The 13,320-nt window shown below is 42.9% G+C and carries 8 protein-coding genes; 2 read left to right on the plus strand and 6 right to left on the minus strand.

The genetic code is table 11. The features are described from left to right. Positions 1-2 precede the first annotated feature (2 nt). The 5 genes from PseudUWO310_RS08360 to PseudUWO310_RS08380 all read right to left on the minus strand — a co-directional run bounded on the left by PseudUWO310_RS08360 (position 3) and on the right by PseudUWO310_RS08380 (position 10,581). Positions 3-2,351 carry a UvrD-helicase domain-containing protein gene (locus PseudUWO310_RS08360; RefSeq protein WP_142600229.1) on the minus strand — a complete coding sequence of 783 codons (2,349 nt, stop codon included), beginning with the start codon at positions 2,349-2,351 and terminating at the stop codon, positions 3-5. Positions 2,352-2,481: 130 nt separating this feature from the next. Further along, complete coding sequence (locus PseudUWO310_RS08365) at positions 2,482-4,230, minus strand: hypothetical protein (RefSeq protein ID WP_142600230.1); 1,749 nt, start codon at positions 4,228-4,230, stop codon at positions 2,482-2,484. 33 nt (positions 4,231-4,263) lie between these two features. Beyond that, positions 4,264-6,087: an ATP-binding protein gene (locus PseudUWO310_RS08370; protein ID WP_142600231.1), complete on the minus strand. Its 1,824-nt coding sequence runs from the start codon at positions 6,085-6,087 to the stop codon at positions 4,264-4,266. A gap of 9 nt (positions 6,088-6,096) precedes the next feature. Continuing rightward, positions 6,097-7,314 carry a hypothetical protein gene (locus PseudUWO310_RS08375; RefSeq protein ID WP_142600232.1) on the minus strand — a complete coding sequence of 406 codons (1,218 nt, stop codon included), beginning with the start codon at positions 7,312-7,314 and terminating at the stop codon, positions 6,097-6,099. 426 nt (positions 7,315-7,740) lie between these two features. Beyond that, positions 7,741-10,581, minus strand: a complete 2,841-nt coding sequence (locus PseudUWO310_RS08380) for a DEAD/DEAH box helicase (protein WP_142600233.1) — start codon at positions 10,579-10,581, stop codon at positions 7,741-7,743. Positions 10,582-11,119: 538 nt separating this feature from the next. On the opposite strand from PseudUWO310_RS08380, the gene PseudUWO310_RS08385 reads away from it, so the two are divergent. Both PseudUWO310_RS08385 and PseudUWO310_RS08390 read left to right on the plus strand, forming a co-directional pair. Continuing rightward, positions 11,120-11,914: a ParA family protein gene (locus PseudUWO310_RS08385; protein WP_142600234.1), complete on the plus strand. Its 795-nt coding sequence runs from the start codon at positions 11,120-11,122 to the stop codon at positions 11,912-11,914. After that, a complete protein-coding gene (locus PseudUWO310_RS08390) occupies positions 11,914-12,861 on the plus strand; it encodes a ParB/RepB/Spo0J family partition protein (protein WP_142600235.1) in 948 nt (315 codons plus the stop codon). The genes PseudUWO310_RS08385 and PseudUWO310_RS08390 overlap by 1 nt, the downstream gene beginning before the upstream one ends. 1 nt (position 12,862) lies before the next feature. On the opposite strand, the gene PseudUWO310_RS08395 is transcribed toward PseudUWO310_RS08390, so the two are convergent. Beyond that, positions 12,863-13,177: a methyltransferase family protein gene (locus PseudUWO310_RS08395; protein WP_142600236.1), complete on the minus strand. Its 315-nt coding sequence runs from the start codon at positions 13,175-13,177 to the stop codon at positions 12,863-12,865. Positions 13,178-13,320: the final 143 nt, after the last annotated feature.

Consider the following 13,320-nt stretch of genomic DNA (forward strand, 5'->3'; position numbering starts at 1 on the left):
CTTCAAATCTCTATGAAAGGTCGATTTCCTCTCCAAGTGGATGTGCCATCACGATTCCAACCAGTCGCCACATTAGATACTTTGTCCTCAGGTAGGGTGGGCTTCAGCCCTACCAATAGCAAAACTTCTTGGGGACGGCTATACGCCACAAAGTACTGGCGATACAGGTCGTCAAAGGTGCGATCGCGCCCATTACGACTTGGTGCATTCAAATCGGTGTGGGGACGCAGTAAGTCTTCCATTGTGTGTGGGGTTCCCCCCTTTTCTGGGAATCGCTTGAACTTGTGGGCATGGTGATTGGTTTTGAAGTCAGACCCCACATCAACGATGGTTAGAGGAAACTCTAGTCCCTTAGATTGGTGAATAGAGAGGATACTGAGCCGATCGCGTGGAAAAGCTTCCATCAAGTCCTCATTGACTTTGACTGTGCCAGAGGCGATCGGGGCAAGGAAATTGCGTAACAACTCTTTGACGGAGGCTTCAGATAAGCTTAAGTTGTCAGGATTGGTGATGATTCTTCCTGAAAACTTGCCTACCTGTTGACAAGCTGAAACTTGACGAGTAAAGACTTCTAGGTAAATTTGCCCTTCTGGATCGTCATGGAGAAAGGGGAAGTAGTGGAGCAGTCCGTAAATGAGTTCGAGGACGGGGACGCTCGGAGACCAGCGAAATCCTGCTTTTTTGGGGTTGCGTTCTGCCCAACTTTGAGCAAATGCTAGAAGTCCATTAGGGGCATTTGGCGAACTGGCAAGGTCGATCGCAATTTCTCTCCATTTAGTGAAGACAGGCACAATGTCGCTTAGGTCTCTGATCGTTGTTTCGATCGCACCTGCTGGATCGAGACACTCTAGCAATAGTCCGCCGAACTGGGCGACTACCTCGATTTCGGTGAGGTCTTGTCCCCTTGGGTTGAAGACTTCTATAGTCGAGTTCTCTGCTAACTTTTGGCGTAGTAGCAACGGTAAGCGAGGATTGCCACTGCTGTTGTACTCGGCGGGACTGCTGCATAACAAGGCGCAATCGCCAACGTCGCCACCTGCTGCGTTGCATTGGATGGTGCTGCCGTCGGGTATGGCGTACCCATCACCTCGAAAGATTGTGGCAATGAAGTCCGCTAAGTCCTTGGCGAGGGTATCCATGTCTTGCCTAAACATTCCTAGTATGGGTATACCAGCTTCGGCATTTGGGCGGGATAGGAGGCTGGGTTTGTTTTTGACTCTGACGGTTTGGTAGCTGAGGTCGAGGGTGGCGTAGTTGTTGACGAACTGAATAATGTTTTGGGTGGATCGGTAGTTGATTCTTAAGAAGATGGTTGTGGGTTTGTTGCCAAAGACTGTTTCGTACCGATCGCTAAAGTTGCTAAAAAGCTCGACGGTTGCGCCTCTAAAACGGTAGAGACTCTGATCGTCGTCACCAACGACTGCGATCGCGCCATTGCAAGCCTTGGCTAGTTCAAAATAGATGCTTTCTTGGAGTGGGTTGGTATCTTGGTATTCGTCAACTAAGACGATTTGAATCTGCTGAAAAAATTCGGTGAGTTTTCCTGCTTGCAACCGTTGGAGGACTTCGTACTCTAGCAGGGCAAAGTCTACCATGAGCCTATCGCTTAGCTCTTTTTGGTAGTCAGCGATCGCTTCGCCAATCTGGTTGAGTGCGGATCGTTCTGTGTCAGATGTGCCACTAGCCAGAAAGCTGTCCCAGTCAATCCGATCTTGAAATCTGCGATCCCAAATTACTTGCAGTAAGCCGACTTTTTTGCCGATGTTCCAACCCCATTTAGCTCCTTGGATGCCTAAGAGATATTCGTCTAGGTCACTGTCGCGATCGCGCCGATTGTTGAATAGTCCTGCTCTCAGTAATAGGGTTTTGGATACGAAGTCGTCGGCGAGGATCGGTGGTTGGGTTGCGGGGTCGCGAAAGTCGCGGAGAATTTGTTCGCAAAGGCTATCGATTGTTCCTGTGAGGATTTGGTTGATGTCTACTTTGGTGAGTTGGGCTTTGGTTGGTTCGGCAATTTCTGGGTCTGCTTGTAGTGCTTCTATCAGTTGAAATCCCCATCCAAGAATCCGCGATCGCAGTTCGGCAGCAGCTTTTTTGGTAAATGTGGTGGCGATGATCGCTTTTGGTAATATCCCGTCAACTAGGATCAGTTTGAGAATCCGCAGGCTGAGGCAGGTGGTTTTTCCTGTGCCAGGTCCTGCAACGATAAAGAGTGGTGCGTCTGGTGGTTGGGCGATCGCTTGTGCTTGTTCGTCATTGGGTAGCTTGCGAAAGGTGCTATAGGCGCGATAAAAGTCGTTGAGTGTGATGAAGCTTTTTGAGGATTGGGGGACAGGATTGGTGGATGTCATGCTTGATTGGGTTTGGAGTTTCAGATTTTGGGAGTTACAAGATCGATCAGTAAAAAGTTAATTTTTGGGATGCGTTAGTTGCTATCCATCTTGTTGAATTAGCTTCAGAAATCTGGCAAAAGAATCTATCTTAAGAATTAGAATCAAATAAAAAATTAGAAATGTAATTAACTAAACTATTTAGTTCATCAAAATAAAAAGCTCCATTCCAACCCGCAGATGCCAACATCTTTACACGCTCGTCTGTACTTTCTATAAGAAAATTTCCATCAACTAACAATAAACATTTAGATTGGTGATAGTCTAATCCACTTCCCCAAGCAGCTCGTAAGCGACCAGAAACTTCTTTATGCTTATGAGTAGCTTCATAGGTTGATACAACAAATAAATACACTTGTCTATTCCCCCAAGAGATTTTAAAGTTAAAATCAGTTCTTCCAGCATTTTTATTTTTAATTTTATGTGCTAGAGGATGTCTAACTGAAAAATTTTCTTGTATATTAACTTCTGAAGGCAGTTGTTTAGAAAGATAGCTTCCGACAACTAGATCCAATACAGATAGCTTTTTCATTAAAGTAATTCTTCTATCCTTTTGTATAGTATCAATAGATAGTTTTATATATTCCCACCCTTTTATATATTTACACATTGTATTACATAAAAGAGATATTTCGCTTTTTGAGAGAGAATTTACGTTGCCTGAAGCAAATTTAGACAATGGACTAATTCCACCTATATAAGGAATATTTAATTCACTACTTAATTTTTTAAAACCATATTTTTTACCTTTGGTATGGTCTCTTTGAATTATTACAAAATAATCTAACGGCCAGCATCTTAAGCGTCCATCTTGATCATTTAACAAGACTTCCCTTAATGAGTCTTCATCCTTAGCGAATGTCAGTAGTTTAATCCTTTTAGAAACCAATTCATCATTAGTAATATCTCTATAATGTTCATAGAGAGATGATGCAGAATTATGCGTATTTTGTAAAGCATTGTCAATAATATACAACTGGTCTATACACCACTTTCTTCCCATTTTTAATAGCTGTTTTAAATTCTCATTTAATTCAACATCTTTGGTTAAACTTGTTTTGATATTTAGTAAATCCAATTTTTTTAGTAAACCTAATTCGCGAAGTGAATTAGGTTTACACCCTCCATCTTCATAAACATCGAATACATTGTTGATATTGCGGACTCCAATATTTAGCAAAGCAATTAATGCAGGCTTGAAGAATGTTTCGCGTATTTCACAAACATGGAAATTTTTTGATAAAATACCAGCATTTGAAGAGATTGATAGAATTTGAAGTAGTTCTGGATTTTTACTATGTGAATTGATTATTTTTTGAATAATATTAGACAAATCAAGTATTGCCAACCTAAATTTTTCGTCTTCCAATTCTAAAGATTTTGACGCAAAAGATATTGCTGATTTTCCACTCCCAAAACTTAGTATTTTCTCATCTTCAGATACATAAGATTTCAAGGTTTTGATGCAGTTAGAATTATCTTCATAAATAGAAGCAAAGGCACACATTTCATTAATTAGATCTACCAAATTATCATCTGAAGCCAAATTTTTTTCAAACAATATATGTAAAAAAATAGCTTCTGAGTACTCTTCAAAAACTTCATATATGTCTTCATGAATACGCCAAAACTTCATTTTTGCGGCTTCATGAGATCCCCAATATGTGACTCCAACGACTAGGATTAATTTTCGTTCTTTAAAAAGAGCAAAGTCCTGTTCTGAAATTAATCCTTTTAACTTTGGATGCCACTCAACAGTGTGATTTGTAATTTTTTCTAATGCAAGATTAACAAATGATTCATAAATTAATCCTTTGATTTCTGTACTTTTTGAATTCATTTTTATCTTAATTCCATTTACATACTAATCTAACTAATCTTCCAAAACCAACCGATCAAAATCGGGAATCTTGACAGGCAAAGGCACATCCTTATAAGAAGCCGAAACCAACGCTTGACCCTTACTCATCACCTGCAACTCCCTCTCAAACCCCGACAAATCCGCCGAAGCATTCCTAATTGCCTCCCTGCGTTCCTGTTCATTACCCAAAGCCATCGTCAACTCCGTATTAATTTGCGTCAAAACCCCAGCATCAATTTCCGAAACCTGCTGCGAAACTACCGTCAAACCAATCCCAAACTTCCGACCCTGTCGCGAAATATCGCGAAACACCGAGCCGAACTTCATCCGTTGCGGATTCAACACACTCGGAGCCTCCTCCACCACCACATTCACATAGGGCAAGCGATCGCTAGTCCTGAGAACCCCATTCTCCAAATAAGGCAAACGCCCATCCTCCAACCTCAACACCAACTCATCCGCCAGCGATCGCAAACCCACCTGATCCTGCTCATCATCATTACTCAGCGATCGACGAATGGCGATCGGTAAATCCTCTGGATCGGTCACACTGCGAAGCGATCGGCGCAACCCAAACAAAGTCCTTGCCACCACCGTCGTTAGCAAAAACTGCTCCAACTCACCCATCAAAGTCGTATCCACCACCAACACCCGACCCTGCTCCAACGCACAGATAATCTCAGGCAACAAAGACTCATACCCATAACCACCATCAGGATCGAACGGCAAAAATAACCTCGTCTGACCTCGCCGCAAAAAGCTCAAACGTCTCTGCACTGCGGCGATCGTTCCCGCCAAAAACTCAACATTCCCCTCAAAGTCATTCTCTGCTCCCTGCGTATCACCCATCAGCGATCGGCTAATCCACTGCTCACCCCAACGCGCAAACTGATACTGAGCAAAAGCCACCTGCTGCTCACTAAAATCCGTAATCCCAATCAAATCATCAGGCAACACATCCGCACGAGACAAAAATACCTGTCGCGCCAACGGCTCATTCCCCACTTCCCTCGCACTCAGATAATAAAAAGGCTTAACCAGTTCCGCCTGCTCAGCCGAGCTATAGCCCGTCACAATCCCATGAATTCCATCTGCACCACCCGTCGCCCGATGCCAATAGCGGAACTCATCATGGGGATCGATCGCCAAAATACTCCCCTTCGTCTGTCCATTAGATTGCTGAAGCCTGTTGTAGTCCAAAACCGACTTCAACAAAACCATCATCAAATTACTCTTCCCTGCTCCCGTGCGCCCAAACACCCCAATATGGTGCGACAACGCATAGGCAGGCAAATACACTGGCACATTCTCCAAGGCTTGCTCTCCCGCCAACAGATGCCCCATAAATAGCCCTTCTCTTCCCAACTGACTCGCCAACAGTTCCCGCAAAACTGCCGCACTCTCTCGCGTCACCTGATAAACTTGCGTCAAATGCTCAGGCAACCGTCGCGGACGGAAAAAAGTCCAACCATCCTCCGCCACCTCCGCATAGCCCAACACAATCCCCTTCAATTCCAGCAACAACTCTTCCTGAAAGTCTTGACTAAAATACGAGTCAGGCATCGTCAAGCGGTTCCGCGCAATATCCGCCATCTCCAAGGAACGGTTAAGAATATTCGCATACTGCGTCGTCCGAAAAATATAAAAGCGATCGCGATGTCCGCGACGGCTCGGCAACAAAAACAAATCCCCCACCGCAACATCCGTATTGTGAGCAATCACCGTGAGCTGATAGGTATCACTTTCCGCCAACACCCCAAACTCTCGCCCCAACTGCACCAGCAACTGATCGAAACTAGACTGCGACTGATTATCTGTAATATCGTTTGCGTACATTCTCTACTCCTACCGATGTCCTGTCGCTAAAGAAGGGTCACGAAATAGCGACGGACTCATTCCCGCCGAAACTGCCTCAGCAATCAACTGCTTCCGCATCGCTACTCGTTCCGACTGCATTAACGATGCGCGATCGTGAGCCGCCTTAATCGGATAGGGATAGCCATAAACCCTCTGGTCATGGCAAGCATAGTCCAAGTCCTCAAAAATCTTCCGTTCCCTCGCGATCGTCTCCTCATCCGTCCCACCCTTCACAAACCTCTCCCAATAATTCACATCCATATCTAGCCGCAATACTGATGTCGAGCGATGAAATCTCACCAAATACGAAACTGCTCCTGCGGGTGGCAACCGTCTGCCCTCACATAGCGATAACGTCCATCCCTCACGACCAACTTCAGGAATCCGCAAATACCAATGTTCCGCCACTTGATTCCCCTCCAAACTTCGGAGATCGCGCGCCAACTCCTCCAAAGAGTCCATCGCTGGCAAACCGTGAGACTTCGACAACGCAAAAAATCCCTTGCCCTGTCGCAACGCTTCAACACAACACAAGCGCTTCACATGCTCGTAAAACAAAGAGCTAGTCGAAGACAACAAAGGCAACGAAAAAGTCGTGTCCATCAACAAATAGTCAGGACAAGTCTCAGACTGGATCAGCCGCAGTGCTGCCCCCAGTTCAGCAGTTGATCGCAACTGAATCGCCAAATTCCCCGTATCACTAGCATGAGGACGCACCAGATTATTCAGTAACGTTTGCACACTCGATGTCTTGCGAATCTCCTTCGCCTTCAGCAGTCGATAGTCCGAAGCATCCACCACATCCACCAAAGACATCCCCGCAAGCCTCTCATGAAAGCGATCGAGTACCTCTGGAGCTTCTTCACTACTTTCAGGCAACCATGCCGACTCAAAGACAATCTCTGGCGCAGGACCTTGCTCCCATAGACCAGTAATCCGATTTGACTCATACACCGTTGCCTGTGCTAATGCCAGATACACAAACGAGTCAGCATAACTCAACAAAGGGAAATCGCCACTGCCATCCACCCCACCAACGCTCAAGCGATCGCGTAACGTCGTATGCCCAAACAAACAAATCTGCGATCGGGCGCGATCGATTTCGTCGTCTAGCAGGCGCGATCGCACTTGCCATCCCTGCATCTCCCTAGCAATATCCCGAAACTGACTGCGTACCTTATCCCGTAAATTAAGATCAAATCGCACTACTAATCCCTATTGACCTACTTTCTTAGTAAGTTTAGTCTGAGTTATATTTAACCTTAGCTGAAGTTCATCAATTAAGATTGCATAGTTTACCTTTGTCGGTATAACTAAGAAGAACCTATCAAGTTATACAGCGAATATAACAGAGATTTTCGGGTTTTAGTGTGACAAAAAAGCAATGTTTACGAATTAGCAGCCAATTACGGGAAAAGTCAGTCTAAAATCTAAAACTAAGACTGAGCAAGTTGTAAGTTATCAATTCCTGCTGAGGAGAGTCCTCAGATCTAAGCAGCAACCTCAAGCTGCTTCGTTTCCTTGAGTTTCATTTCAAATACTTAAACATTATCCTCATCAAGCATAAAGCCATTATGCATATCCTTCGTCTATGCTCAAACAAAAGAACAACTCAGCCAACTGAGCGATCATTTAAAAATATTCTGATTCATCACTAATAGATTGGAGTAAGAACTGCCCTAAAGCCTTGTTCAAGGCTTTATTATCCTGCGGACAACGCGCATCCATTAGACATCTTGGACAGCCATATTGACAGTCACAAGCCTCAACTAATTGAGCAGCCCGAACAGCAAACGATTCAAAGCGATCAAATAATTCCTCACAAGTGCCATTACCGCCATCGGTCGTATCAAAAAAATATGCAATTGTCTTTAACGTGTTGACGCGATTTTTCTCGGTTTCACAATAGCTATTCAAATCTTGGCGATCGCTCAGTACTAATAAAGGGACGGCAATCCCAATCTGATGACAAATTGAATGCAAGGCTAGATCGGCAGGCTCAGTTTGAAATAGCGGTGTAAGTTCTGAAGGAATCTCAGTGCCAAATTGATTCTCTATCTGTTGTTTGAGTTTATTGGCATATTCTTGTAATGGCTCCGCTAACTCTAAATTCATCTCAATCCTCAATACTGGGGCTTGATACTGAGTCGTATAGGCTACATCAAATAGATTTTCTTCTTCGACTTCTGTAATTTCAGCTAATCTAGTTGGTTTGCTACAGGCAGTACAAATATCAGACTGCATTGGTTGATGGTAACGTGAACAACGGAGATAGCTACAGGTAATTGTTCTCACTTTGCTGATCAAGTTATAGCCTGTCACATGATTCGTAATTTCAGCCCAGCTAAGGGTCAAGCGTAATTTACTATCCTTTAGATTTAAAGAAACTAATCTTGGCTCACGCAGATGCTCCATTGGCTTAATAGTCATGTCTTGTGTAGCCTGTGTGCGGAGTTTCGGCTCTGAGTCAAGAAGCATTAAGCTGGCTTGTTTGGATTCTAGATCTAGCGATCGCGATCGGTAATATTGCAAATTTCCATCGTTACTCTGCATAGCGTATATCGCATTAGGAAATACTTCACGATAAGCCTGTAGTAGCGATAGTTCTTCCAGCTCTTGATTGGTATTGCCGTCTACCAACATAACTGAATCTTGAGTTGCTCCCCTCAGATTAACTGAGTTATGAGGGCGGTCATGGGTAAAGAGATCACCTGATTTCTCGTTGATTTGTAATGCTTTTTGCTTGAGCAATTCATCAGCGATATTGCCAGCGTTGTCACCGAAACGTTGTTTGACTTCACTGGCTGGAATCATGCTTTCACTTGCCGCACAACGGAGATGCTTACTGAGAATTGAGTGATAGTTGGGATTGCAAAGAGCGCGTTCAACTTCTCCATCAAGAAGCATCTGAGGATTGCTGCCGTAGTAATAATCAAGCGGATCTCCCAAGGATGGTAGAAACACAACTAGCCCATGCTGATGCCTTCCTGCTCTGCCAATCCGTTGATAAAAACTCATCAATGATCCTGGATAGCCTTTGATTAAGCAACAATCTAATTCGGGTAGGTCAATTCCTGCTTCTAACGCAGATGTGGCAAATATTACCCGTACTTTATTTTGTTTGACTGATTCGATAATCTGATGGCGGCGATCGCTGCGTAGTGAACCATAAAAAAGAGCCAGCGATGCTTTTAGATCTCCTCGCTTCTGTCGTTCTAATTCTGCATTCATCAGCGCTAGCAACGACTTTGCCCCTGCGCGAGTATTACAAAAAACAATGCCGCTTAGTCCTCTTTCCAGCCATTCTAAAATCAATCGACTAGCTTCTGTGTTAGTTCGAGCCGTGGGCTTTAAGCACAGAATTGTCCGCCCTGCCGCTCTTGCGCCACTGCGATTGATATATACAAGCCGATCGCTTCTTTCCGTGATTCGCTCTGTTAATTCAATCGGGTTACCAATCGTCGCTGTGGCTAGAACATACTGAATGCGATCGCTATTACCTTCAAGTCGATCAACTGCTAATCGCAATCGGCGTATTAGATTAGCAAAATGTCCGCCAAAGCTACCACGATATGTATGGGCTTCATCAATCACGACATAACGTAATCTGGTTAAGAAATCTCGCCATGTCTGCCATTCGTGACGGTAGCGAATGCGATTAAGTTGATGGTGGAGTAAATCGGGACTAATACATAAGATCTGTGGTGCTTGAGGCGTAAACAGCTTTAGCCGTTCTGCCTTTGGCATGTCTCCTGTCATCATACCCGTATGTAATCCCATAGGCTTGGCGATCGCTTCAAGTTTTGACAGTTGATCGATTGCTAGTGCCTTTAGAGGAAAAATTAGTAGTGCAGTCGCCTGTGGATCTTGAATGCAAGTTTCTAGGATTGCTGGTAAAAAAGACAGGGTTTTCCCACTTGCTGTTGGTGTTGCAAGTAGCACATCTTTACCGTTTCTCATCGCTTCTAGCGACTGTATTTGATGTGACCACAGGTGAGTATATCCTTGTTCCCTCAATGCTTCTTGCAAAATGATAGGCAGATCCACAGGTAATCTATGAGCCTCTCCTTCTGTACTTTCCGTTACGCGAATTGCCGCAAGAGACGCTTGAAAGTTGAGTGCAATTTCTCTAAATTCTGGCTGCGGAATCGTGGCGATGTCTTCTTCACTTACATCATAGATTTCCTGTTCACGGATAATTTCTGATGTTATTTGCTGACTGTTAGCTGGCAATATTTCTTGACGATTGATTGCTTCTTGCCAGTTTGTGATGATTACAGGTACTGAATAATTTGGAAACTTAGCTATGAGGCGATCGCCTAAAATAGCTGTGATGTTACCAATCCCTTGGGCATGGCTAGGAGCATATATTGCCTGACCTTCGACTAACCACGCAGACTTTTGTCCCGATGGTTTCATTACTGAACGGGCGATCGCTGCGTAGTCAATAGGACGATCAGATGGGTTGGGCATATATTTTCCTGTAGCATTTTTAGGTGGGGCCTGCTACTTTAGCAGGTTTGGCTTTTTTAGGATTTTTCTCAAGCACTTGGATGTTTGGCTCAAGCTATACAAATCATCGCCAGCTTTTATTTTTAATCTCGTACCGTCAGAAGCAAAGGGAAATTCAGTTTCACCTTAAAGTAAAATCACCCATTCATCAAGTTCTTGGTCATACCATCGTCAAGATCTAGTAGTTTGTCCTGTAGAAATAATGTGCTCAATCTAGATGTTTTTACCAGAAATAATATACTCAAACTTTTCTGACTGATATAGTTCTTGATAATGCTTGTATATATTCGACGTGGCTTTTGGATTTTAGGGTTAAAAAACTGATTTAGCCATACCAAGATTGTTTACATAAAAGACTTTGGAGATTTTCAGTGGCAACTTATATTTCTGGTTACAACGTTGTAACCAGAAATATAAGTCAGAATAACTCACTCAAAAAGTTACAAGTTCCAAAAAATGTTGTATTGTAAAACAGCTTTGTCAAAACTGCCCAAAAGCTATGACTAAAATTATTGCATTATTTAATCAAGCTGGCGGAGTTGGTAAGTCTACAGTTACCCAAAACTTGGGCTATCACCTTGCTTTAAGAGATCATCGAGTCCTATTAGTAGACATGGACCCGCAAGCTTCATTAACAATTTTCATGGGGATTGATATTACAAATTTACAGAACACAATTTACGATGCACTTATCGCAGAGGAACCAGAAAATGAGAATGACCGAGTTGCCATATCGATCTACCCAGAACAGTTACACAAAATGAGTTTGGCTCCCTCATCAGTTGCTTTGGCAAATGCCGAGATTCGCCTAGCAACAGCCATACAGCGTGAATTTCGGCTCAAAGAAATTTTAGAACCTATTCTTGATGCCTATGACTTTATTCTGATTGATTGTCCACCTAGCCTAGGGCTGTTAAGTATCAATTGTTTAGTAGCAGCAACTCATATGTTAGTGCCAATCGAAACTCAGTACAAAGCTTTGATGGGGACTGATATGTTATTAGGAACATTCCGAACAATTCGCCGTAAGCTGAATAAAAGCTTAGCGATCGCAGGTTTTTTACCCACGAGATATTGGTCTAGCAACTCCATGGATCGTCATACCCTTGAATCTATTAATTCACAATTATCCCAGATCGGCACGGTATTCTCTCCATTACCTCGTGCTACTGCTGTATCTGAAGCATCTCAATATGGCAAGCCTTTTCTGGAATACATTAAGAAGAAAAGCGAAAATCACTTGGCAGTTTTAGCAGTTTTTGATGAACTATCGTTAGCAATGGAGGCACTGTAATGCAGAAAAATTTAAATTCTGATAGAACAAAGTTAAAAAATTTAGCTCCACTACTGCTAGATGAAGATGAAGATTTTAGGCTAAATCGAGAGATTGAAATCACCAAAATTGATCTACCAACTAAACAGCCCCGCCGCTATTTTGATCCTGAAAAAATGCAGGAATTAGTTGCTTCGATCAAGCAGCATGGTGTTTTAGAACCAATTTTATTAAGGTCAATAAAATCAGATCGGTACTCTGATCATTATGAGCTAGTCGCTGGAGAACGACGCTTTAGAGCTTGTAAAGAAATTGGACTTTCACAAATTCCTGCTATTGTCAAAGAGTTATCAGACGAAGAAGCCAGTTTAATTCGATTGGTTGAAAACTTACATCGAGAGAACCTTAATCCTGTCGAAGAAACCGAGGCTATTTTACAAATTTTGGCTCTGAAGTTAGGAATTTCTCAAGAACAAGCGATCGCCACTTTGTATCGGATGCGTCATGAAGTTCGTGGTGAGGTTGAAAAGAATACTGTAAGCGATTCAGAAGCTGAAATTATCAAAGCAACCTTTGAAGGGTTTGGCTTAATCAAGTGGGAAACTTTTATATCCCATCGGCTACCTTTACTCAATTTACCGATGGAAGTGCTAGAAGCTATACGTCAAGGTCAAATCGAATACACCAAAGCAACAGCGATCGCTACAGTTAAAGATGCTAATCTGCGACAATCATTATTAAATGAAACTATTAACAAGAGCCTATCACTAGTACAGATCAAGGAGAAAATCCGCGATATCAAAGCAGATCAAGCTAGTGAAAGACCAGTCACATTAAAGTCTAGGTTTACGAGTTCTATCCAGAAGCTAAAAAAATTACCAGTTTGGGATGACAAGAAAAAACAAAAGTCCTTAGAAAAACTTATAGCTCAGATTGAAGCTTTAATCGCGCAGGAAGAGCCATCATAAGCTAATAAATCCAAGGAATTAACTTTTTTACAGAAGTACGATAGTTGGCATAGGCGGGAAATTTTTCTGTAAGCCAAACTTCTTCTTTTGTCACTTTAGCATCAAAGAAAATGAATAGAGCGATCGCACCTATAAAATGTACCCAACTTATTTGCCAACTCGCATAAGTAAAGGCAAGTAAAATAACACCACTATATAAAGGATGACGCACCAAACTATAGATACCTGTTTGCACTAACTGAGCATCATCCCTAGGATGTGGTAATGGAGTCAGATTTTGACCGAGATCGAAAAGTGATCGTCCTAGCAAGATCATTAACCAATGGGAGAATTAATTGCCTTATTCTGGGCGCACAATCGTCCTGATGGGCCACCATTCGGCGCAACACTGGAGGAAATCCAAGATTTATTCTCAGCTAGTTTTGACACATCCAACATTTCATCAGTCAGCAATTCAAT

The organism is Pseudanabaena sp. UWO310 (assembly GCF_006861605.1).
GTDB lineage: Bacteria > Cyanobacteriota > Cyanobacteriia > Pseudanabaenales > Pseudanabaenaceae > Pseudanabaena.

What these genes read in the sequence shown, in the direction of transcription:
- PseudUWO310_RS08360 (WP_142600229.1), bottom strand. Translation starts at nt 2,351, where the DNA reads ATGACATCCACCAATCCTGTCCCCCAATCCTCAAAAAGCTTCATCACA.
- PseudUWO310_RS08365 (WP_142600230.1), bottom strand. Translation starts at nt 4,230, where the DNA reads ATGAATTCAAAAAGTACAGAAATCAAAGGATTAATTTATGAATCATTT.
- PseudUWO310_RS08370 (WP_142600231.1), bottom strand. Translation starts at nt 6,087, where the DNA reads ATGTACGCAAACGATATTACAGATAATCAGTCGCAGTCTAGTTTCGAT.
- PseudUWO310_RS08380 (WP_142600233.1), bottom strand. Translation starts at nt 10,581, where the DNA reads ATGCCCAACCCATCTGATCGTCCTATTGACTACGCAGCGATCGCCCGT.
- PseudUWO310_RS08385 (WP_142600234.1), top strand. Translation starts at nt 11,120, where the DNA reads ATGACTAAAATTATTGCATTATTTAATCAAGCTGGCGGAGTTGGTAAG.
- PseudUWO310_RS08390 (WP_142600235.1), top strand. Translation starts at nt 11,914, where the DNA reads ATGCAGAAAAATTTAAATTCTGATAGAACAAAGTTAAAAAATTTAGCT.
- PseudUWO310_RS08395 (WP_142600236.1), bottom strand. Translation starts at nt 13,177, where the DNA reads ATGATCTTGCTAGGACGATCACTTTTCGATCTCGGTCAAAATCTGACT.